Annotated in this window: 18 protein-coding genes; 9 read left to right on the plus strand and 9 right to left on the minus strand. The window is 73.9% G+C overall.

All coding sequences use genetic code 11. From position 1 onward, the window contains the following. Nucleotides 1-62 precede the first annotated feature (62 nt). Nucleotides 63-212: a hypothetical protein gene (locus tag AB0J46_RS47505; protein ID WP_358301381.1), complete on the plus strand. Its 150-nt coding sequence runs from the start codon at nt 63-65 to the stop codon at nt 210-212. Nucleotides 213-219: 7 nt separating this feature from the next. Here AB0J46_RS47505 and AB0J46_RS47510 read toward each other — a convergent pair whose 3' ends face one another. Continuing rightward, nucleotides 220-2,343, minus strand: a complete 2,124-nt coding sequence (locus AB0J46_RS47510; RefSeq protein WP_364342639.1) for a SpoIIE family protein phosphatase — start codon at nt 2,341-2,343, stop codon at nt 220-222. A gap of 423 nt (nt 2,344-2,766) precedes the next feature. Here AB0J46_RS47510 and AB0J46_RS47515 point away from each other — a divergent pair, with 423 nt between their 5' ends. Further along, nucleotides 2,767-6,060, plus strand: a complete 3,294-nt coding sequence (locus AB0J46_RS47515) for a S8 family serine peptidase (RefSeq protein ID WP_364342642.1) — start codon at nt 2,767-2,769, stop codon at nt 6,058-6,060. A 167-nt stretch (nt 6,061-6,227) separates the two neighbouring features. Continuing rightward, entirely contained in the window at nt 6,228-6,662 is a 435-nt protein-coding gene (locus AB0J46_RS47520) for a hypothetical protein (protein ID WP_364342645.1), read from the plus strand. A gap of 7 nt (nt 6,663-6,669) precedes the next feature. Here the strand turns inward: AB0J46_RS47520 and AB0J46_RS47525 are convergent, their stop codons facing one another. Further along, nucleotides 6,670-7,011 carry an Lsr2 family protein gene (locus AB0J46_RS47525; protein ID WP_358008808.1) on the minus strand — a complete coding sequence of 114 codons (342 nt, stop codon included), beginning with the start codon at nt 7,009-7,011 and terminating at the stop codon, nt 6,670-6,672. A 574-nt stretch (nt 7,012-7,585) separates the two neighbouring features. Between AB0J46_RS47525 and AB0J46_RS47530 the strand changes: the two genes are divergently transcribed. After that, nucleotides 7,586-8,317, plus strand: coding sequence for an ankyrin repeat domain-containing protein (locus tag AB0J46_RS47530; protein ID WP_364342648.1), 732 nt, complete (start codon nt 7,586-7,588; stop codon nt 8,315-8,317). Between the two features lie 40 nt (nt 8,318-8,357). Here the strand turns inward: AB0J46_RS47530 and AB0J46_RS47535 are convergent, their stop codons facing one another. The 3 genes from AB0J46_RS47535 to AB0J46_RS47545 all read right to left on the minus strand — a co-directional run bounded on the left by AB0J46_RS47535 (nt 8,358) and on the right by AB0J46_RS47545 (nt 10,432). Next, nucleotides 8,358-9,572 (minus strand): sigma-70 family RNA polymerase sigma factor, encoded by a 1,215-nt coding sequence (locus tag AB0J46_RS47535; protein ID WP_364342651.1) that lies wholly within the window; start codon nt 9,570-9,572, stop codon nt 8,358-8,360. Then, a complete protein-coding gene (locus AB0J46_RS47540) occupies nt 9,569-9,904 on the minus strand; it encodes a YciI family protein (protein ID WP_364342654.1) in 336 nt (111 codons plus the stop codon). Before AB0J46_RS47540 ends, AB0J46_RS47535 begins: the two co-directional genes overlap by 4 nt. A gap of 99 nt (nt 9,905-10,003) precedes the next feature. After that, nucleotides 10,004-10,432: an ATP-binding protein gene (locus AB0J46_RS47545; protein ID WP_364342657.1), complete on the minus strand. Its 429-nt coding sequence runs from the start codon at nt 10,430-10,432 to the stop codon at nt 10,004-10,006. 188 nt (nt 10,433-10,620) lie between these two features. Between AB0J46_RS47545 and AB0J46_RS47550 the strand changes: the two genes are divergently transcribed. Both AB0J46_RS47550 and AB0J46_RS47555 read left to right on the plus strand, forming a co-directional pair. Then, nucleotides 10,621-10,968, plus strand: a complete 348-nt coding sequence (locus AB0J46_RS47550; protein ID WP_364342660.1) for a hypothetical protein — start codon at nt 10,621-10,623, stop codon at nt 10,966-10,968. Nucleotides 10,969-10,997: 29 nt separating this feature from the next. After that, nucleotides 10,998-11,291: a cellulose binding domain-containing protein gene (locus tag AB0J46_RS47555; RefSeq protein ID WP_364342663.1), complete on the plus strand. Its 294-nt coding sequence runs from the start codon at nt 10,998-11,000 to the stop codon at nt 11,289-11,291. A 14-nt stretch (nt 11,292-11,305) separates the two neighbouring features. Here the strand turns inward: AB0J46_RS47555 and AB0J46_RS47560 are convergent, their stop codons facing one another. Then, nucleotides 11,306-11,875, minus strand: coding sequence for a helix-turn-helix transcriptional regulator (locus AB0J46_RS47560; protein ID WP_364342666.1), 570 nt, complete (start codon nt 11,873-11,875; stop codon nt 11,306-11,308). Nucleotides 11,876-11,922: 47 nt separating this feature from the next. Between AB0J46_RS47560 and AB0J46_RS47565 the strand changes: the two genes are divergently transcribed. Continuing rightward, nucleotides 11,923-12,744, plus strand: coding sequence for a class I SAM-dependent methyltransferase (locus AB0J46_RS47565; protein WP_364342669.1), 822 nt, complete (start codon nt 11,923-11,925; stop codon nt 12,742-12,744). Nucleotides 12,745-12,792: 48 nt separating this feature from the next. Further along, entirely contained in the window at nt 12,793-13,968 is a 1,176-nt protein-coding gene (locus AB0J46_RS47570; RefSeq protein ID WP_364342672.1) for an acyltransferase, read from the plus strand. Between the two features lie 6 nt (nt 13,969-13,974). Here the strand turns inward: AB0J46_RS47570 and AB0J46_RS47575 are convergent, their stop codons facing one another. Next, on the minus strand, nt 13,975-14,928 hold the full coding sequence (locus AB0J46_RS47575; RefSeq protein WP_364342675.1) for a zinc-binding dehydrogenase: 954 nt from the start codon (nt 14,926-14,928) through the stop codon (nt 13,975-13,977). A gap of 78 nt (nt 14,929-15,006) precedes the next feature. Between AB0J46_RS47575 and AB0J46_RS47580 the strand changes: the two genes are divergently transcribed. Further along, nucleotides 15,007-15,600 (plus strand): helix-turn-helix domain-containing protein, encoded by a 594-nt coding sequence (locus AB0J46_RS47580; protein ID WP_364342678.1) that lies wholly within the window; start codon nt 15,007-15,009, stop codon nt 15,598-15,600. A 21-nt stretch (nt 15,601-15,621) separates the two neighbouring features. Here AB0J46_RS47580 and AB0J46_RS47585 read toward each other — a convergent pair whose 3' ends face one another. After that, complete coding sequence (locus AB0J46_RS47585; protein WP_364342681.1) at nt 15,622-17,883, minus strand: SpoIIE family protein phosphatase; 2,262 nt, start codon at nt 17,881-17,883, stop codon at nt 15,622-15,624. Between the two features lie 19 nt (nt 17,884-17,902). Continuing rightward, the coding region (locus AB0J46_RS47590; RefSeq protein WP_364342684.1) for a response regulator at nt 17,903-20,323 on the minus strand (2,421 nt) is incomplete at its 5' end.

The following is a 20,323-nucleotide window of genomic DNA, read 5'->3' on the forward strand; positions in this document are numbered from 1 at the left end:
GATGGCTGCCAGCGAGACGATGTGTTGGATCGATCAGTGCGGGCCAGGACATCCTGGTCCGCATGGAACGACACGTACCCGCCCTGTGGTCGGCCGCCTACTGCTCCCGCCGTCCCGCCCCGGTCCGGCTCGCCGGGCGGGGGCTGCTGAAGCTCCTCGACTTCGTCCGGGCGCTCGCCCTGGCCGACCACCGCACGTTCGTCTCGCACTGAGCGGGGCTCAGCCCGCGTTCTCCCGGTGCCGCAGGAGCAGCAGCGCGATGTCGTCGGTGTGCGGGGCGTGGTCCAGCAGCGTCCCGGCGACCTGCTGGAGCTGCTCGCGCGGGGCGCTGGTCAGGTACGCCGCCAGCGTCCCGATGGCCTCGTCCAGGTCCACGCCCGGCGCCTCGACCAGCCCGTCGGTGTAGAGGGCCAGGACGGCGCCCGGCGGGAACGGCACCTCCACCGTGGCGTACTCGGCGTCGGCGTCGATGCCGAGCAGCAGGCCCGCCGGGATGTCGATGATCTCGGCCGGCATGTTGGGCGGGCGCAGCAGCGGCAGCGGATGACCGGCGTTGGCCGCCCGCAGCGTGCGCAGGCGCAGGTCGAAGTAGATGAGCAGGCAGCTGGTGAACAGGTCGGTGTCCAGGTCCATGAGCAGCCGGTTGGTGTGCTGGAGCACGTCCCCGGGGCTGGCCCCGACGGCGGCGTGGGCGTGGATGGCGGTGCGCACCTGGCCCATGAGCGCCGCGGCCGTCATGTTGTGCCCCTGGACGTCCCCGATGACGGCGGCGGCGGTGGTCTCGTTGAGCCGGATCAGGTCGTAGAAGTCGCCGCCGATGCCCACGCCGCGGGTCGCGGGCACGTACCGGGCGGCCACCTCCAGGCCCGGCATGTCGGGCAGGCTGCCGGGCAGCAGCGAGGTCTGCAGGCTGTGGGCCAGCCGGTCCTTGGTGTCGTAGAGCAGCGCGCGGTCCAGGGCCTGGCCCATCAGCCCGGCCAGCGTGGTCAGCGTCGCGCACTGCTCGGCGGTGAACGGCCGCGGGTGGTCGAAGGCCAGCAGGCAGACGCCGAAGGTGTCGTCGGAGACGGTCAGCGGCAGGAAGGCCCAGGCGGCCATCCCGTCGTCCTGGGCGGTGTCGGGGAAGGCCCGGCTCAGCTCGGCCCGGTCGGCGTAGAAGGCGGGCTCGCCCGTGCGGACGACCTGCTCGGCAGGGCTGGGCGTGGCCAGCGTCTGGCCGTCGAACCGTTCCAGCACCTCGGGGACGTAGCCGTGGGAGCCGACGATCCGCATCCGGCCGCTCTCCGCCCTCATGATCGCCATGGCCTGGGCCTTGAACACCGGCATGACGTGCTCGGCGATGAGATCGACGACCTCCCGGACGTTCAGCGCCCGGGTCATCGCCGAGGCCATGTGCAGGAAGTTGTAGAAGACGTCGGCCCGCGGCAGCCCCGAATTGTCCGGCATGAAGGCGCGCGCGGGCCGCTGCGCGGACAGGTCGGCCCCCGAGGGGGTGATGCGCAGGCTCAGGCCCGTCGGGTCCGGGTGCAGGACGAACTCCAGCTCGTGGCCGTCCGGCCGGCGGGCCGAGCAGGAGGCGACCTGCTGGCCGACCACCGCCGCCCGGCAGCGGTCCTGGAAGGCCGGGTCCTTCAGCCACGTCGCCGTCTCCCACAGCGGCGTGCCCAGCAACTCCGAGACGGTGGTGCCGAGCAGTCCGGCGGCGGCGGGGCTGGCGAAGGTGACGACGCCGTCCAGGTCGAGCGCGACGGAGCCGTCCCGCAGCCGGTCCAGATAGCCGGCCGCGGCCACGGCCTCGTACGGGTCGGGCATCGGCGGCGGCACCGGGGTCAGCACCCGCGGCTCGCCCCCAGGACGCAGCGGACATCCGCTGTCGGCGGCCTGCTCCAGGACGGCCGCCAGGCGCTCGCTCGTGGCGGCGATGACCTCCTGCTCCCGCCCGCTCAGCTCGGCCGGCCGCCCCTCCGGCCAGAGCAGGATCCACGAGCCCCACATGCGGGAGTCGCTGTGCAGGGGCGCGGCGGCCGAGGCGAAGGCGTACGGGAAGGCCAGGGCCGTGCCCGGGAAGCGGCGGGCCAGCTCCTGCGCGGTCGGCACCCACACCAGCCGCCCCTGGCGCACGGCGGCGGCCACGGGCGCACCGCCGTCCAGCCTGACGGTGGTCCACGGCTTGACGAGCTGCGTGGGCAGCCCGATCTCCGCCTCCATCACCAGGACCTGCGGGGAACCCGTCAGGAGGTACACCGCGCCGATGTGCGCGCCGGTGTCACGGGCGGCCTGGGCGAGCTGCTCGTCCAGCGCCGAGGTGTACGGCCGGGTCCCCTCGTCGGCGTGGCCGCCCACGGACTACCTCGTTCCGTCCTGCGCTGACGTCGGCGCCGCGTCCCGTTGATCGCCCATAGGACAACTGTAGATATCCGTATTGGGGGTGATGCTCACCGTTGCCGGATTCTGGCGAAGAGGAGGGACGAATATGAGCATTGCGGCGGGCGGTCGACTGGTGGGGCCAATTGGCCGGAACGTGACAAAGCGGCGGGGTTCTCGGCCAGTTGATCGCTGTCTACACTCCGGTTCGGACGCCAACCCACCCCGTCCACGGGGAGGGGAGGCGGTCCAGCTCGTCACCCACCGGGGAGGGTCATCGATCTCTCCGGCATGCGCGCGTGGGGGTGACATGACGTCCTCGGCCGGTCCGGCGGGTTCGTGCAGCTCCTCGGCCAGGAGGTCTTTGTGTTGTCCCGTTCGTTCTCATCCCGTTTACGCCGGTTGACATCGTTAGCCGTCGGGCTCGGTGTCGTGCTGACCATGAGCCCGGCCGTGGCGCGGGCCACGCCGGCCCCGCCCGGAAAATGGCGGTCGGTGCCGCTCACCGGCGCCGAGGTGGTCGAGGGCGCCAAGTCTCCCACCGGCAAGCTCGCCAAGAGCGACGCGGCGCTGCTGAAGGTGACCTCGCCCGCGGCGGTCAACGTCATGGTCAAGCTGGACTACGACTCGCTGGCCGCCTACCAGGGCGGGCTGGCCGGGCTGCCGGCCACCAGCCCCGCCGTCACCGGCAAGGCCCTCGACACCAGGAGCGCCGAGGCCAGGAAGTACGGCACCCACATCCAGGACGTCGAGAACGCCTTCCTCGGCGAGCTGGCCAAGAAGGTCCCCGGAGCCGTCGTCGGCCAGCGCGTCAGGACCGTCTACGGCGGCATCGCCCTGCGCGTCCCGGGCAACAAGGTGGCCGACGTGCTGCGGCTGCCCGGCGCGGTCGCCGTCCAGGAGGACAGGCCGCAGCAGCTGCTGACCGACTCCAGCCCCGAGTTCATCGGCGCCGACGCCATCTACGGCAAGCTCGGCGGCAGCTCCTCCGCGGGCAAGGGCGTGATCGTCGGCGTGCTCGACACCGGCGCCTGGCCCGAGCACCCGTCCTTCGCCGCCGCCCCCGGCCTGCCCGCCCCCGGGCCCACCAAGGACGGCACGCCGCGCGTGTGCAACTTCGGCGACAACCCGCTGACCCCCGCCAGCGACCCGTTCACCTGCAACAACAAGCTGATCGGCGGGCAGCCGTTCATGGAGACCTACAACGCCGTCTACGGCGGCGAGGTCTACGGCGACAGCGCCCGCGACTCCAACGGGCACGGCACCCACACCGCCAGCACCTCCGCGGGCGGCCCGGTCGCCGACGCGAACCCGCTGGGCATCAGCCGCGGCCCGATCCACGGCATCGCCCCGGCCGCCGAGGTGTCGGTCTACAAGGTGTGCGGCGCGCAGGGCTGCTTCCCCTCCGACTCGGCGCAGGCCGTGGCGCGGGCCGTCCTGGACGGCGTCCGCGTGATCAACTTCTCGGTCTCCGGCGGCAGCGACCCCTACAGCGACCCGGTCGAGCTGGCCTTCCTCGACGCCTACGCGGCCGGCGTGCTGGTCTCGGCCTCGGCCGGCAACTCCGGCCCCGGCGCCGGCACCACCGACCACCGCGGCCCCTGGGTGACCACGGTGGCCGCCTCCTCGCAGTCCCGGACGTTCCAGTCCACGGTCACGCTGTCCGGCGGCGGCGCCACGGCGACGATCAAGGGCGCGTCCATCACCGCGGGCCTGGCCTCGCCGCTGCCCGTCGTCCTGGCCTCGGCGCCGCCGTACTCGCGCGCCGCGTGCGACGTCCCGGCCCCTCCCGGGCTGTTCACCGGGAAGATCGTCGCCTGTGAGCGCACCCCCAACCGCGTGCTGAAGAGCTTCAACGTCAGGCAGGGCGGCGCGGCCGGGATGATCCTCTACAACGCCTTCCCGTTCGACGTCTTCACCGACGCCCACTGGCTGCCGTCCGTGCACGTGGACAAGCCCGAGGCCGACACCCTGCTGGCCTTCCTGGCCGCCCACCCCGGCGCCACCGCCTCCTTCACGCAGGGCGTCAAGTCCACCTGGCAGGGCGACGCGATGGCGCACTTCTCCTCGCGCGGCCCCGGCGGCGACTTCCTCAAGCCGGACGTCACCGCGCCCGGCCAGCACATCATGGCGGGCATGACGCCGACCCCCGAGTCGCCGCTGGAAGGCCCGCCCGGCAACCTCTACCAGGTCATCTCCGGCACCTCGATGTCCGCGCCGCACGTCACCGGCTCGGCGGCGCTGGTCTTCGCCCTGCACCCCACCTGGACGCCCGGCCAGGTCAAGTCGGCCCTGGAGACCACGGCGAAGACCGCGGTCACCAAGCAGGACAGGACCACCCAGGCCGACCCGTTCGACATGGGCGGCGGGCGCATCGACCTGACCAAGGCCGGTGACCCCGGACTGACCCTGGACCAGGACGCCGCCGGCTTCGTCGCCTCCGCCGCCGACCCGCTCAACCGGATCGACCTCAACCTGCCCTCGGTGAACGCGCCCACCATGCCCGGCGTCATCACCGCCAAGCGCACCGTCACCAACACCACCGGCTCGTCGCTCACCTTCACCGCCTCCGGCACGACCGTGAGCGGAGCCGCCGTCGCCGTGCTGCCGCCGCTGTTCACCGTCGCGCCCGGCAAGAGCGCCAAGCTGAGCATCGTCGTCACCGCGCCGGAACTGCCCGAGGGCCAGTACTTCGGCCAGGTCAACCTCAAGCAGGTCGGCGGCTCGCGCGCGCTGCACCTGCCGGTGGCGTTCTACCGCAAGCAGGGCGCGGTGCCGGTCGAGCAGACCTGCGCCCCGGACGCCATCGCCAGGAACACCGGCGAGTCCACCTGCACCGTCACCGTGCGCAACACCACCTATGAGGACGCCGAGGTGACCGCGCTCAGCACCCTGGACGCCCGCCTGCGCCTCAACGGCGTCACGGGCGCGACCAAGGTCGGCACCCAGGTCGCCACCACCAAGGCGACGCTGGCCGCCACCCAGCCCGCCCGGCCGGCGATCGCGCCCGGCGCCGGACCGGCCGGCTACATCCCGCTGGACGCCTTCGGCGTCACGCCCACCCCGATCGGCGACGAGCAGGCGCTCAACTTCACCGTGCCCGCCTTCCAGTTCGCCGGACGCAGCTACACCCGGCTCGGCGTCACCTCCGACGGCTACAGCGTCGCGGGCGGGGCCACCGGCGACGACGTCTCACCGACGCCGCAGACGCTGCCCGACCCGGCCCGGCCCAACGGCGTGCTCGCCCCGTACTGGACCGACCTGGACGGCACCGCCGCGCCGGGCGTCCTGGCCACGATCCTGACCGACGGGGTCAACGACTGGCTGGTGGTGGAGTGGCGGCTGAACCTCTACGGCACCACCGACCTGAAGGTCTTCCAGCAGTGGATCGGGCTCAACGGCGTGGAGGACGTCAGCTACGCCTACGACCCGGGCAACCTGCCCGGCTCGCCGCCCGCCGGTTACGGCCTGACGGTCGGCGCCGAGAACGCCGAGGGCACCGCCGGCGCCCAGATCTCCGGGCCGCCCACCCAGGATCTGGTCGTCACCAGCACGCCGGGGGCGCCCGGCGGCAGCCTGACGTACTCGATGAAGGTCAAGGGGTTCAGCGCGGGGGTCGGCAAGATCACGACCGCCACCTCGACCCCGCAGGTCAAGGGCATCACCGTCGAGGTGGACAAGATCACCGTCCAGTGACCCGCCGGTGACCGCGGGCGGCGGACCCGCCCGCGGTCACCGCGGCACGGCTTCCGGCCGAGGCGCAGGCCGGCGCCAAGTGCGGCGCAGGTCGTTCCCAGGTCCCCGCCAAGGGCGTTCGCCGAGCATGGGAGCTGTCACCCGGACCACTCTGACAGGAGACGGACATGCCGGCTTCCACCACCGCTGTCCCCGCCGGACGGGCGCTCGGCCCGGTGCTGCTCGGCGGGGTCGGCGTCCTGCTCGCCATGGACGTGATCGGCGCCCTCATGGCGGTCGCCGCCGGGCTCAACCCGACGTTCCTGGACGCCCTCGGCCCCCAGGCGCGGCTGTCGGCGCCGCTGCCGATGATGGCCGCGCAGGTCGTGCTGGCCGTGGGGGCGACCCGGAGCCGCCGTGGCGTCGCGGTCCCGGCCGCCGCCCTGCTGGCGGTCGCCGGGGTGCTGGCCTTCGTGTCGGGGTTCTACGACGGCGGTTACGCCGCCGAGCTCACGGCCGGGCAGCGGGTCTACCAGATCGCCCTGGTCTCGGCGCACCTCGCGGTGGCCGTCGTGGCGGCGCTCAGGCTGGCCGGACTGCTCCGCCGGCCCTCGCGCTCCTGACGTCGGCCTAGTGGGCGGCCTCGTACTTCTCGACCACCGAGGCGGCGATGCGGCCGCGCTCGCTGACGGGCAGGCCGTTGGCCTTGGCCCACTGCCGGATCTCCGAAGACTTCTCCCGGCTCAACGCGCGGCTGCCGGTGACGGCCGCCCGGCGCCCGCGCGCACCGCGATCCACGCGAACAGGACGGGCCTTCACGATGAAGGGCGCCAGTGCTTTCCGCAGCGCGTCCGCCTTCTCCTCATGAAGGTCAATCTCGTAGCTGCTGCCATCGAGTGCAAAGACGACGGTCTCATGAGCCTCCCCACCGTCTACATCGTCGATGAGAATCTCTTGAATCTGCTTAGCCATGGTGGCACTCCATGCTCGATACGGTTGTTGCGTACTGTAGCGCCCTTCAGTAGCGTGCGGGCAACTTAGCTCGGCCCGGCGCCGGTGAACGCGGAGAACTCGCCGGGCACACCGCCTGTCAAACGCATTTCAAACGCGGCCGGAACCGCGCGTGCCCGGGGTGTCACGGCGGCCGCCTTGCGTATCTCACCTGGGAATGCCCGGGTCATCTTCCAGGTCGCGGGGCGGGCGGGCGGTCGCGGCGGACACGGGGACGCCCGGCGCGCGCACGCGGACGGGGCAGCCGCGGGAAGGCGGCGGCCGTGGCGGTGCGCATCTTATCGAAGACGAATTCAAAGGTGTGCTTCAATGTGTCCGCACCGCCCCCGCGTGCGCGCCGCCGTCGCTTCCCGGCTTCGGCACACGGTTTTCCGGCGTCCCGCGAGCTGTGCGCCGGCGGGGCCCTATGGCGTCAACTCCGGGCGGCTCGCAGAACTGCAAGTAGCGAATGGGACGGGCCCGGCCGCCTTCTGTCCCTTTATTTCCGGCCGATTTATCGGCGGCGGGACAGGCCGGGGCGCGTGACAATGGGCCCATGCGCTACCTGGATACGGCGGACCCGCTGGCGGTGTCGGCGGCGGCGGCCGTGCGGCTCGGCGACCTCGACGGCGTACGGCGTCTGCTGGCCGGGCATCCCGGGCTGGCCCGCGTCCGGCTGGGCGAGGCGGGCGGGGTGTCCCGGACCCTCCTGCACGTCCTCACCGACTGGCCGGGTCACGTGCCGGGCGGTCCCGCCCTGGTGCGGGAGCTGGTGGCGGCCGGGGCCGAGGTGGACGCCCGCTTCGCCGGCCCGCACGCCGAGACGCCGCTGATGTGGGCCGCGAGCTGCGACGACGTCCCCGTGCTCGACGCCCTGCTGGACGCCGGGGCCGACGTCGAGGCCACCGGCGCGGTGATCGGCGGCGGCACGGCGCTGTCGGACGCGTGCGCCTTCGCCCAGTGGGACGCCGCCCGCCGCCTCGTCGAGCGAGGCGCGTCCGCGCGGTTGTGGGAGGCCGCGGCCCTCGGGCTCATGGACCGGGTCGCGGCGGCGTTCGAGGCCGGGACGCCGTCGCCGGCGGAGGTGACGGAGGGGTTGTGGGCGGCCTGCCACGGCGGGCAGCAGCAGGCCGCGGCGTTCCTCCTGGAGCGCGGCGGCGACCTCGGCTGGGTGGGCTACGACGAGCTGACCCCGCTGGACGCCGCCCGCCGCGCCGGCGCCGACGACCTGGCGTCCTGGCTCACGGCCCGCGGCGCCCGCCCAGCCCCCCGGCACCCCGCCCACTGACCCCCGCACAAGCCCTCGCGCCCCGCCGGCCGGTCCTCGCTCAGGCCCCCGTGCCGCGCGCGGTCTCGGTGGCGCGGGTGAGGAGGGCGCGGCGTTCCTGGTCGCTGTGGGCGACGGCGGCGGCCCGCCGGAACAGCGCCGCCGCGCGGGCCGGGTCGCCGTCGCGGGCGGTGAGGTCGGCCTCGGCGGCGATGGCCAGCGGATGGCCGTCGAGCTCGGCGCGGGAGCGCTCCAGCAGCGCGAGCCCGGCCCGCGGCCCGTGGGCGTACCCGTGCGCGACGGCCCGGTTCAGCTCCACCACGGGCGTGGGGTGGAGCAGGGCCAGCTCGTCGTAGCAGCGGGCGATCCGCGACCAGTCCGTGCCGGGCAGCGAGGACGCCGTGGCGTGGCAGGCGGCGATGCGGGCCTGGAGCCCGTACGGGCCGCCGCCCTCGACGGCGGCCAGCAGGGCGAGCCCCTCGCCGATCGCGGCCCGGTCCCAGCGGGAGCGGTCCTGCCGGTCGAGGGGCACCAGGTCGCCGGCGGCGTCGCGGCGGGCGTCGCGGCGGGAGTGCTGCAGGAGGAACAGCGCCAGCAGCGCCGTCACCTCCTCCTGCTCCGGCATGAGCCGCCGCAGCAGCCGCGCCAGCCGGATCGCCTCCTCGGCGAACGCGGGCTCGCCGCCGGCGTCGTACCCCTGCGTGAACAGCAGATACAGGACGGCCAGCACCCCGGGCAGCCGCTCGGCCAGCGCCGCCCCCTGCGGCACCCGGTACGGGATGCCCGCCTCGGCGATCTTCCGCTTCGCCCTGGTCAGCCGCCGGGTCATCGCCGACTCGGTGACCAGGAAGGCACGGGCGAGGTCGGCCGTGGGCACGCCGCAGATCGTCCGCAGCGTCAGCGCCACCCGCGACTCCAGCGCCAGCGCCGGATGGCAGCACGTGAAGACGAGCCGCAGCCGGTCGTCCACGACCTCCTCCTCCCGCCCGTCCCCGGGCCCGTCCTGGACGGTCAGGGCCAGCGCCGCCACCTCGGCCAGCTTGCGGCGCTCGATCGAGACGCGGCGCAGCGCGTCGATCGCGCGGTTGCGCGCCACCGTCATGAGCCAGCCGCCCGGGTTGGACGGCACGCCCTCCTCCGGCCACCGCCGCACGGCCAGCGCCAGCGCCTCCTGGGCGCAGTCCTCGGCGAGGGTCCAGTCGCCGGTGACCCGGATGAGGGCGGCGACGATCCGCGGGTACGCCTCCGCCGCCGCCTCCTCCAGGTGCCGTCTCACTGCTCGAAGTCGGCGAACGGCCGCAGCTCCAGCCGTCCGTGCCTGGCCATCGGGTGGGTGCGGGCGACCTCGACCGCCTCGTCGAGGTCGGCGCATTCGAGCAGGTCGAAGCCCACGATCACCTCTTTGGTCTCGGCGAACGGCCCGTCGGACAGGACCAGCTCGCCGCGGCGCACCCGCACGGTGGTCGCGGCCGACTCCGGCGCCAGCACCGCGCCGCGCACCCGCCGCCCGCGGGCGTCGTTCTCGGCCACCCACGCCTCGACGTCGGGCAGGTTCTCCTGGTCGGTGTCGGGCTCGGTGTCGGTGCAGACGAACATCATGTACTTCATCTCGTGCTCCTCGGTTGGACGGCGTCTCACCATGGTGACGAACGGCACCGACGGAACCGGACGTCGTCCGCCGAGAATTCTTTCGCGGAGAGAGAAGGGTCAGGCCGGCACGGCGCGGCGCGCGTCCAGGCGGCCGGCCCCGCGACGGGGCCGCAGGTCGAGGGTCAGCAGCGAGCCGAGCCCGGTCTGCTCCAGGACGACCTCGTCGCAGAGCTGCTGGATGACCCACAGGCCGTACCCGTGGGAGGCGGTCGGGTCGAGGCGGGCCGAGGCCAGGTGCTCGTGGGTGAGCCGGCCGGCGACGTCGAGGATCTCGACGACCACGCCGTCGGCGCCGCCGCGGGAGGTCACCATGCCCGTCCGGCCGCCGTGGTCCAGCACGTTGGTGACCGCCTCGTTGACCGCCACCACCAGGTCCTCCAACCGGTCGGCGGGCAGCCCGCAGTGGCGGCCGTGGACGCGGATCAGGTCCCTGATGAGGGCAAGGTCAGTGCTGATGGGGCACTGGAGCTCGAACTGAAGGGTCATGATCGTCTCGCGTGGCGGGGTCGGATGGGGTGGCGGGCCAGTCTCCAGCTTTCCCGTCGGCGGCCACTCAAACGTGTACCGCCGCCGTTCGCAAGTCTGCGGCATGAGGGGCGCAGGACCGGGTAGCGCCATAAGTGCAGAAACTTCCGGCACGCCCACGGTCCCGAGACGAACCCGGAGGCTGACGAATGCGGCATGGCGACGGCGACCAGAGCACGGGCATCGACCATCGCAAGGGGAGCGGCCAGATCACGGGAAGCGGCGGGCTGGGCAGGGCCGCGCTGTGGCCGGCCTCGGTGCTGACCGCGGCGGTGACCGCCGACCTGCTGCGGCGCCGGTTCGCGCCGGCCCGGCTGCGGCTGGCGGAGGCCGCGAGCGGGCTGCTCGAACGTACGGGCGTGCGCCCCGCCAGGCCGCGCCTCACCGACCGGGAGCGGCTGGACCGCCAGTTGCTGACCTGGCGCCAGGCCCACCCGGAGACCTCGTGGCCCACCGGCCGCATGGGCCCGGCCGGGGCCGGCACCGGCGGCGCCTGACCCGGGCTCCCTCCGGAGCCTGCACGGCCGTGCCCGCCGTCCAGACCCAGTGGGGCACCGGGTACGTCATCCAGCCACTGACCGTCACCAACACCGGCACCTCGACGATCACCGGCTGGACGGTCACCTTCACGCTGCCGCCCGGCCACACGATCACCGGCTCGTGGAACGGCGCCGTCACGGTCAGCGGGCGCACGGTGACCATCAGGAACGCCGCGCACAACGGCACCCTCGCCCCCGGAGCCGCCACCACCAGCCTCGGCTTCCCGGCGACCCGCCCGGACGGCGACACCGCGCTCCCGTCCGGGTACGCCTGCGCCTGACGGCCGCCGCGCGCCTACGCCTGGCCCGCGTGCAGGTGCGAGCGCTCGCCGTCGTGGTCGAAGATGGTGAGCAGCTCCACGGGCCCGTCGTGGGCGCCGACGGCGTGCGGGGTCATGGTCGAGAACTCGGCCGCGTCGCCCGCCGGCACCAGCACGGTCCGCTCGCCCAGCAGCAGGCGGGCCGTCCCGGACAGGACGGTGAACCACTCGCGCCCGGGGTGCACCTGCGGTTCGAGCGGCCGGTCGGGGGTGATGCGCATCTTGGCCACCGTGACGCCGTGCAGCGAACGTTCCCGGGACAGCAGCCACACGGTCATCCCCGGGTGGTCGCAGGGCAGCGGCCGGATCACCACGTCGTCGTCCTCGGTGGACTCGACGAGCTGGTCGAGCGTCGTGCCGAGGGCCCGCGCGATGGGGACGAGCTGGTCGAGGGCGATCCGGCGGTGGCCGGTCTCGATGCGGCTCAGGTTGGACGGGCTCAGCCGGCACCGCGCGGCCAGGGCGTCGAGCGACCAGCCCCGGGCCAGCCGCAGGCCGCGGATGCGCCGCCGGACCACGGCGTCCAGGTCGACTTCTTGCGTCATAGGCAAGAGTGTATGCCGCACACGCAGGAGCCCCCTACGGTGAAGGCATGGAAGGACATCACCACCACGAACCTCACCACGGCGACGAATCAGCCCTGGCGGACCTGCTCGACCTGGACGCCGAAGTGCTCGGGCCGTTCCTGGACGAGCTGACCGCCTGGGTCGGCGAGCAGGCCGGCCGCACCCCGCGCACGGTCGCCGACCTGGGCGCCGGCACCGGAACCGGCACGCTCGCCCTGGCCCGGCGGTTCCCCGCCGCCGACATCGTCGCGGTCGACCGCTCGCCGCTCATGCTCGACCGCCTGCGCGCGGCGGCGCGCGGCCAAGGGCTGGGGGAGCGGGTGCGCCTGCTCCAGGCCGACCTGGACGCGGCCCTGCCGCCGCTCGGCACGCCGGACCTGGTGTGGGCGGCGGCGTCGCTGCACCACGTCGAGGACCCGGCGCGGCTGCTCCGCGAGGTGCACGCCGCGCTGCCCCCCGGCGGGCTGCTGGCGGTCGTCGAGATGGACGGCATGCCGCGCCTGCTGGCCGACGAGGCCGGGGCGGCGCTGGAGGCGCGCTGCCGGGAGGCGCTGGCGGGCAGCGGCCCGGACCCGTATCCGGACTGGGGGCCGGTCCTGGCGGCGGCCGGGTTCGAGGTGGCCGCGCGGCGCGACTTCCCGATCGAGGTGCGTCCGGCGCCGCCGGGGGCCGTCCGCTACGCGCGGGCGGTGCTGGGCGGCTACCGGTCGCGGCTCGCCGGGCACCTGGCCGCCGACGACCTGGCCGCCCTCGACCGGCTGCTCTCCGCCGACTCGCCGGAGTCCCTCCGCCACCGCGAGCTCGCCGTGCGCGGCACCCGGACCGCCTGGGCGGCCCGCCGTCCCTGACGCTGGGGGAGCCCGGGTGTTGCCGGCGGGACCGATACGTTGGGATGCGTGACGACTGCTCCCTTTGGCACCCCCCAGGTCGTTCGTCCGGAGGCGTCCAGGCTCGCCTGGCTGGACGCCCTGCGCGGCATCGGCGCGCTCGCCGTCGTCGGCGAGCACCTGACCACCTGGGCCATGCCCTGGCTGCGCCCGACCTTCTTCAACCTGGGCGTGTACGGCGTCCTGGTGTTCTTCCTGGTCAGCGGCTACATCATCCCGTCGTCACTGGAACGGCACGGCGATGTGCGGGCCTTCTGGATCGGCCGCGCCTTCCGCCTCTACCCGCTCTACCTCGCCGTCATCGCCGTGGTCCTGGCCCTGTCCTGGTGGATCCCGGTACGCGCCGAGGTGCCCAGGGACGCCTCCTCCGCCGCGGCGCACGCCACGATGCTGCTGGACGTCGTCGGCGTCGCCGGGGTGATGAACACGATGTGGACGCTCTCCTACGAGATGGTCTTCTACCTGATGGTCACCGCCCTGTTCGTGACCGGCGTCCGGGACCGGCGCGGCCTGGTCGCCGTCGCGTTCGCGGTGACCGCGGTCGTGGCGGGCCTCGCGCTGAGCGCGGCGCCGCTGACCGGCGGCTGGCTGTCGTGGGTGTCGTTCGCGGTGTTCGCCGCCGGGCTGGCCGGCGTCGTCTCCGGCCGGCTGCGCACCGTGGCGGCGTGCGCGCTCGGCGTCATGGCCCTGGCGCTGCTGCTGCTGAGCAGCCGCGTCCCGTGGTTCGGCGCGGCGATCCTCGCGGTCATGTTCACCGGCACGGCGATCCGCCGGTGGGAGAGCGGCCAGGGCTCCCTGTGGCCGGTGGCCCTGGCCGCCTCGCTGGTGACGATCGCCCCTGTCTGGGCGCTCAGCGCCGGGTGGTGGTGGGTGCAGCCGGACGTGTGGGGCACGACCGTCGTCCTGGCCGGGCTCACGTTCGCGGCCGGTCTGGCCTGGCGGGCCCGCCGGGTGCCCGCCGCGCTCACCTGGCTCGGGCTGATGAGCTACTCCCTCTATCTGGTGCACCTGCCGGTGCTGCTCGTGGTGATGGAGGTGGCGGGGGAGATGCGCTGGTCGCCGCTGCCCCTGCAGATCGGCGTCAGCGTGCTCTTCCTGGCTCTCGTGCTGCCGGGCAGCCGGCTGACCTACCGTTTCCTCGAACGCCCGATGCAGCGGCTCGGCCGCCGCCTGACGGCCTCCTAGGGGCTCCTACCGGCGCGGGTCGAGCACGAGCTTGCCGGTCGTACGCCGTTCCCTGAGCTCCGCGTGCACCTGCCGCACCTCCGACATCGGACGGTCCCCGCCCACGACCACCCGCAGCTCGCCCGCGATCACCCGCGCCGCCATCTCCGCGTACGCCCCGGCCAGGACGGCGGGCCGCTGGAAGGCGTTGAGCAGCCAGAAGCCGCTGACGGTCGCCGAGCGGGGCTGGAGCGCGCGCGGCGAGACCGGCTGCGGCTCCACCCCGCCCGCCATCCCGTAGAAGGCGAGCCGGCCGAACGGCGCCAGCGCCGCCAGGCTCTGGTTGGTGACCCGGCCGCCGGTCATCTCCAGGACCACGTCCACGGGCTCGCCGCCGTTGGCCGCGCGCAGCGCCGCGGTGAGGTCGTCGGCGGCCGGATCGACGGCGGCGTCCGCGCCCAGTGACAGGGCGAGCTCCCGCTTGGCGGGCGTGCTCGCGGTGGCGATCACCCGGCCCGCGCCGGCCGCCTTGGCGAGCTGCACCGCCAGCGAGCCGACGCCGCCCGCCGCCGCGTGCACGACCACGCTCTCCCCGGCCTGGACCCGGCCGGTGTGGCGGACCAGCCACCACGCGGTCAGCCCCTGGGCCAGCAGGGCCACCGCGGCGACGTCGTCGAGCTCCTCGGGCACCGGGAAGGCGGACGCCTCCGGGATCGCGGCCCTCTCGGCGTAGCCGCCGCGCTCCAGCATGGCGGCCAGGCGGCGGCCGTCGGCGGTCCTGCCGACGACCTCGCCGCCCGGGACGACCGGCAGCGTGGTCGCGGCCAGGTAGGCGTTCTCGCGCATCAGCGTGTCGGCGAAGTTCACGCCGCAGCGCGAGACGTCCACGACGACCTGGCCGGGGCCGGGCCGCGGCTCGTCCACCTCCCGCACCCGCACGACCTCGGGACCGCCGAACTCGGTGATCTGCACGGCTCGCATGGCAACTCCAATGGAATCCAGTTTCAAATGGTACTGAGTACCATAAGGGACGCCGTCCATAAGCGCTAGACTGTGCCGGTGACCGAGTCCTCCCTGCGCGCCCGCAAGCGACGGCGAGCCCGCGACGAGATCATCGAGGCCGCCTACCGGCTCTTCGCCGAGCGCGGCTACGACGAGGTGACGGTCGCCGACATCGCCGAGCGCGCCGAGGTGGGCCGCACCACGTTCTTCCGCTACTTCGGCGACAAGCAGGAGGTCGTCTTCGCGGGGGAGCACGACTGGCTCGACGGCCTGGCCGCCCACCACCGCGAGCTGCGCGGCGACCGCCCGCCCGGCCTGCCCGAGGCGCTCGCCCAGGTGCGCGAGCTGACCCTCGCCCTGTGCGCCAGGGCCACCCTCGACCCCGGCCGCTACGTCCTGCGCGAACGGCTGATCGCCGACCATCCCGAGCTCGGCGACCGCACGGCGCGCAAGCAGCGCCGCTTCGCCGAGACCATGACCGAGATCCTGCGCGAGCACGGCGCCACCCCCGAGACGGCGGCCCTGGCCCCGCAGCTCGCGCTGGCCTGCTACACCGCCGGCCGCGCCGTCGCCGGCGACGACCCGGCGGCGCTGGCCCCGAGCGTGGCCGCGGCCTTCGACCGGCTCGGCCTCCTCCCGCCCGCCGCCTGACCCGGCCCCTTCGCGCCCGGCTCAGCGCACGTGCACGCCGATCAGGCAGGTGTCGTCGTCGGTGTCGGAGTTGCAGTGGGTGAGCAGGTCGTCGAGCCGGTGGTCGAGGGTCGTGGCGGTCCGCGAGGCGACGGCCAGCAGCCGGTCCTGGGCGTGGCGCAGGTTGTGGTCGCGCCGCTCGATCAGGCCGTCGGTGTAGAGCAGCAGCGTGTCGTCGGCCTCCAGCTGCAGCCGGCCCTCCTCGTAGACGGCGTCGGCGAACGCGCCGAGCAGCGGCCCCTTCACCATCGGCAGCTCCGTGCCCTGGGCGCCGCGCAGCAGGATCGGCGGCAGGTGCCCGGCCCTGGCCCAGCGCAGGACGCGGGTGGCGGGGTCGTACAGGCCGCAGATCGCGGTCGCCGTCATGCGGTCGGCCAGGTGGCGGGCGACCAGGTTGAGCCAGCTCAGCAGCCGGGCGGGGCCCGCGCCGGTGGCGGCCAGGCCGCGCAGCGCGTTGCGCAGCACCACCATGCCCGTGGCGGCCTCGACGCCGTGCCCGGCCACGTCGCCCACCGACAGCAGGATGCACTCCGACGGCAGCACGACCGCGTCGTACCAGTCGCCGCCGACCAGGTCCTCCTTCTGCGCCGGACGGTAGCGGACCGAGATGCGCAGCCCGAAGGAGTCCATGCGGCCGTGCGAGGGCGGCATGATGGCGTGCTGGAGCTGGAGGGCCAGGCGGTTGCGGGCGGCGGACTGCCGTTCGGTGTGGGCCAGCCGGTCGCGGGTCACGGCCAGCGCGACCTCCGTCCAGTGCTGGGGCGAGACGTCCTGGTAGGCCCCCCGCAGCCCGGCCAGCCGGCCGTCGGGGGCGAACACCGGCTCGGCCACCACGCGCAGATGGCGGGCCACCCCGTCGGGCCGTTCGAGCCGGAACGCCGTCGCGGCCGGCCGCCGGTGATGCAGCACCGTGCGCAGGAAGAGGCCCACGGCCACCTCGTCGTCGCGGTGCACGTGGTCGCGCAGGCGCTCCAGCGGGACCGGCCGGGCGTCCGGCGGCAGGCCGTACAGGGAGAACATCTGGGCGTTCCACATGATCTCACCGGTGAGCGCGTTCTCCTCGAAGCCGCCGATCCGGCCCAGACGCTGGGCGTGCTCCAGCAGGCGGGCCTGGTCGTCGTGGTCGCGCCGGACGAGCAGCACGCTCCCGCCGTGGCGGGTGATGCTCACCTCGGCCGTGGAGGCCGCGGTGAAGGGCATGTCGGCGGCGCGGAACGGCTCGCCGGTGGCGTGCACGTGCTCGATCCTGGCCAGCAGCTCCCCGGCCGCGAACGGGTACGCCTCCAGCAGCAGCCCGCCCGCCCGCACCGCCGACGACCCGTTGGCGTGGTGGACGCGGAAGTCGGCGATGTGCCCCTGCGGGTCGAGGTGCGGCACCAGGACGAGCGCCGGGTCGGACATGGAGTCGGCCAGGGCGGCCAGCTCGGCCAGGGCGGCGCCGGCGCGCGCGGGCGGCCCGGGGGAGTTCAGGGTCAGGGCGCACAGGTCGGCCAGCGCCTCGATCTGCCGTTCCATCCTGGGCGTGGGCTCGGGACAGTCGCCCGGCCAGCAGATCTCCAGGACGCCGAGCACCCGTCCGCCCAGCCGGGCCAACGCGGTGACGCGGCCGCCGGTCAGCTGGTGGCGGCCGATCGAGGGCGGCCCCTGCGTGGTGTGCCACAGCGTGCGGCGTTCGATCAGGGTGCTGGTGGCCGGCGTGACCAGGCCCGGCGGGACCTGCCGCCAGAGCCCGGCCTCCTCCGCGCTGAAGCCCGCGTGCCCGGCCAGCGTCAGCGACGTGTCCGGCCCCGCCGCCCACATTGCGACCGCCGTCGCGCCGATCGGCAGCAGGGCCGTCTCCAGCACGGCGTGCGCCGCCGCCTGCACGTCCGTGGCGCCGAGCGCGGCGCTCTCGGCCGTGCGCAGCCGCACCGCGGCCGCCGCGTGCCCGGCGGACGGCTCCGGACCGCCGTCGAGCCCGGCGGCGCCGGTCAGGGACGCGTCGGCGATGGGGTCGTCGGCGGCCCGGTTGACGACGTCGGCCGCCAGCTCGGCCAGCGGCCGCCCGGTCCGGGCCGCGAGCGTGGCGAGCTGGTCGGCGGCCTGCGCCGGGGCGCAGCGCAGGCGTTCGACCAGGATGCCCTTCGCCAGCTCGACCAGCGCGCGGTCGTCGGCGGCGCGGCGGACCTCGTGCAGCTCGGCGCGCAGGCGCTCGACGGTCGCGGCCAGCCTGGCCAGGCCCGTCTCCTCGGCTGAACTCCCCATGGCGCGACTCCTCACCGGGTCAGGCCGGATCCATCCAGTGCTGGATGCGTTCGATCAGCTGGTCGGCGTCGACCGGTTTGGTCACGTGGTCGCTGGCCCCGGCCGCCAGCGACTTCTCCTGGTCGCCCGGCATGGCCTTGGCCGTGACCGCGATGATCGGCAGGTCGGCGTAGCCGGGCATGCCGCGGATCGTCTCGATCGCCGTGTAGCCATCCATCTCGGGCATCATCACGTCCATCAGGATCAGGTCCGTCTCCGGGTGGGCCGTGAGCGTGTCGATGCCCTTGCGGCCGTTCTCGGCGTGCAGCACGTCGATGCCGTGGATCTCCAGCATGCTGGTCAGCGCGAACAGGTTGCGGGCGTCGTCGTCCACGACCAGGACCGTGCGCCCGGACAGCGTGTCGTCGATCTCCCGGCCCGACGCCGTCCCCACCGTCCGGGTCCTGGCCAGCGGCAGCACGTCGCCGGGCTGGTCGGCGGTCAGGTGCAGGGCGATGCGCTCGCGCAGCTCGTCGAGGCTGGACAGCAGCTCCAGCGGCCGGTCGCCGATGCGCGCCTCCCGCGACGGGCCGGAGCGCCAGTTGTCGTAGGCCAGCACCGGCACGCCGCGCAGCCCCGGGCCGCCGTCCATGGCCTCCAGCAGGCCGTAGGCGGCCCGGTCGGGCAGGTCGAGGTCGAGCACGACGCAGTGGCACGGCTCGGCGGCCAGCAGACCCGCCGCCTCCTCCGCGTCCCTCGCCTCGACCACCTGGACGGTCCCGCCGAGCGGGTCGGGCGACCCGGCCAGGCCGCTCACCACGCTCTCGGTCACCAGCGACAGCAGCCCGTGCGGGCGCTCCTCGATCACCAGCAGCCGCCGCGGCTGACCGGCCGCCGGCAGCGCGTGCCCTTCGGCGCCGGGCTGGGCGACCGGCAGGTACAGGGTGAACACGCTGCCCTGGCCCGGCGTGCTGCGGACGGTGATCGCGCCGCCGAGCAGGTAGGCGATCTCGCGGCTGATGGACAGGCCGAGGCCGGTGCCGCCGTACTTGCGGCTGGTGGTGCCGTCGGCCTGCTGGAACGCCCCGAAGATCACTTCGAGTTGCTGCTCGGGGATGCCGATGCCGGTGTCCATGACGCGCAGGGCGATGGCGGGGGCGTGCGGGCGCACCGCGGCGGGCAGCTCGCCGTGCGCGGCCGGTTCGATGCGCAGCTCGACGCCGCCGGTCTCGGTGAACTTGACCGCGTTCGACAGCAGGTTGCGCAGCACCTGGCGCAGCCGCGAGTCGTCGGTGAGCAGGTCGGCGGGCACGCCCGGCCCGGTGGTGATCCGGAAGTCGAGGCTCTTCTGCGACGTCATCGGCCGGAACGTGGCCTCGACGTAGTCCAGGAGCTGCCGCAACGGCACCCATTCGGGGTTGATGTCCATCTTGCCCGCCTCGACCTTGGACAGGTCGAGGATGTCGTTGATCAGCTGGAGCAGGTCCGAGCCCGCGGAATGGATGATCCCGGCGTACTCCACCTGCTTGGGCGTCAGGTTGCGCGTGTGGTTCTGGGCCAGCAGCTGGGCCAGGATGAGCAGCGAGTTGAGCGGGGTGCGCAGCTCGTGGCTCATGTTCGCCAGGAACTCGCTCTTGTACGTCGAGGCCAGCGTGAGCTGGTGGGCGCGGTCCTCCAGCTCCTGCCTGGCCTGCTCGATCTCCAGGTTCTTGGTCTCGATGTCCTGGTTCTGGCGGGCCAGCAGCGTGGCCTTCTCCTCCAGCTCGGCGTTGGAGCGCTGCAGCTCCTCCTGCTGCTGCTGCAACTCCTCCGACCGGGCCTGCAGCTCGACGGCCAGCCGCTGCGACTCCTTGAGCAGCTCGTCGGTGCGGGCGTTGGCCACGATCGTGTTGAGGTTGACCCCGATCGTCTCCATGAGCTGGTCGAGGAAGGCCCGGTGGACCGGCGTGAACGCCTGCACCGAGGCCAGCTCGATCACGCCGAGCACCTGCTCCTCGACCACGATCGGCAGCACGATGACCGAGCTCGGATCGGTCCTGCCGAGCCCCGAGGAGATCGTGATGTAACCGGGCGGGACGTCGGCCATCGTGATCGTCCTGCGGCTGCGGGCGGCCTGGCCGACCAGCGCCTCGCCGAGCCGGAACCGGGTCGGCCTGCCGGGGTCGGCCGGGTAGCCGTAGGCGCTGATGAGCTGGAGCTCGTTCTCCTCGGCCGAGAAGAAGGCGCCGTACTGGGCGCCGACCAGCGGGGCCAGCTCGTTCATCACCAGCTCGGCCACGGCCGCCAGGTCACGGTGACCCTGCATGAGACCGGACATGCGGGCCAGGTTGGACTTGAGCCAGTCCTTCTCCTCGTTGGCGCTGGTCGTCTCGCGCAGCGACTTGACCATCGAGTTGATGTTGTCCTTCAGGTCGGCCAGCTCGCCCTCGGCGTCGACCGTGATCGAGCGGGTCAGGTCGCC

The sequence above is a fragment of the Nonomuraea sp. NPDC049758 genome, from assembly GCF_040674635.1.
Classification (GTDB): Bacteria; Actinomycetota; Actinomycetes; order Streptosporangiales; family Streptosporangiaceae; genus Nonomuraea.

Excerpts from the sequence above, each read along its gene's own strand:
- AB0J46_RS47525 (WP_358008808.1), bottom strand. The coding sequence starts at position 7,011 with ATGGCTAAGCAGATTCAAGAGATTCTCATCGACGATGTAGACGGTGGG.
- AB0J46_RS47565 (WP_364342669.1), top strand. The coding sequence starts at position 11,923 with ATGGAAGGACATCACCACCACGAACCTCACCACGGCGACGAATCAGCC.
- AB0J46_RS47540 (WP_364342654.1), bottom strand. The coding sequence starts at position 9,904 with ATGAAGTACATGATGTTCGTCTGCACCGACACCGAGCCCGACACCGAC.
- AB0J46_RS47505 (WP_358301381.1), top strand. The coding sequence starts at position 63 with ATGGAACGACACGTACCCGCCCTGTGGTCGGCCGCCTACTGCTCCCGC.
- AB0J46_RS47545 (WP_364342657.1), bottom strand. The coding sequence starts at position 10,432 with ATGACCCTTCAGTTCGAGCTCCAGTGCCCCATCAGCACTGACCTTGCC.
- AB0J46_RS47585 (WP_364342681.1), bottom strand. The coding sequence starts at position 17,883 with ATGGGGAGTTCAGCCGAGGAGACGGGCCTGGCCAGGCTGGCCGCGACC.
- AB0J46_RS47530 (WP_364342648.1), top strand. The coding sequence starts at position 7,586 with ATGCGCTACCTGGATACGGCGGACCCGCTGGCGGTGTCGGCGGCGGCG.
- AB0J46_RS47520 (WP_364342645.1), top strand. The coding sequence starts at position 6,228 with ATGCCGGCTTCCACCACCGCTGTCCCCGCCGGACGGGCGCTCGGCCCG.
- AB0J46_RS47575 (WP_364342675.1), bottom strand. The coding sequence starts at position 14,928 with ATGCGAGCCGTGCAGATCACCGAGTTCGGCGGTCCCGAGGTCGTGCGG.
- AB0J46_RS47560 (WP_364342666.1), bottom strand. The coding sequence starts at position 11,875 with ATGACGCAAGAAGTCGACCTGGACGCCGTGGTCCGGCGGCGCATCCGC.
- AB0J46_RS47550 (WP_364342660.1), top strand. The coding sequence starts at position 10,621 with ATGCGGCATGGCGACGGCGACCAGAGCACGGGCATCGACCATCGCAAG.